Raw genomic sequence first — 571 nt, forward strand, 5'->3', positions numbered from 1 at the left:
GCTGCCGGCGCGACGGGTTACGGGGATTGCTCTGCCGTTCGTGGCTTCAACAGCGGTGCTCTGGGCATGGCACCTTCCCCAGGCCTATGACGCCGCCCTGGCCAATGTCGCCATGTACTGGGTTATGCAGCTGTCGCTGTTGGCCAGCGCGGTGCTGTTCTGGCGCGCGGTGCTGGCCCAGGGTCGCTCGCCCGTGGACCGGTTGGCCTTCGTGGTCGCCGCCTTTGCCCAGATGGGGCTGCTCGGCGCCCTGCTGACCTTCGCGCCTGCTCCGCTTTACGCCGCCCACGCTTTCGCGCCCCTGGCCTGGGGGCTGACCCCGCTGCAGGATCAGGCCCTGGGCGGGGTCATCATGTGGGTTCCGGCGGGCATCCCCTATGCGATCGCGGCGGTGTGGATCGCGCGACGGAGCTGGACCCAGCTGAAGGCCGTCGGCGCATGATCGACTGGCTGGTGCCCGCCGTTCCGCTGTTCAAGGCGGCCCACATCATCGGTCTGGTCGTCTGGTGCGGAGGGCTGCTGGCCCTGCCGCTGATGCTGACGCGCCACGACCCGGCGATCTCGGTGCAGG

At 69.7% G+C, this 571-nt stretch carries 1 protein-coding gene; it reads left to right on the forward strand.

Annotation, left to right across the window (positions count from 1 at the left end):
* A partial coding sequence (locus tag ACP7AU_RS17805) for a cytochrome c oxidase assembly protein (RefSeq protein ID WP_426052288.1) occupies positions 1–442 on the forward strand: 442 nt, incomplete at its 5' end.
* Between the last annotated feature and the right edge of the window lie 129 nt (positions 443–571).

Origin of the sequence: Brevundimonas sp. SL161, from assembly GCF_049896985.1 — a bacterium.
Taxonomy (GTDB): domain Bacteria; phylum Pseudomonadota; class Alphaproteobacteria; order Caulobacterales; family Caulobacteraceae; genus Brevundimonas.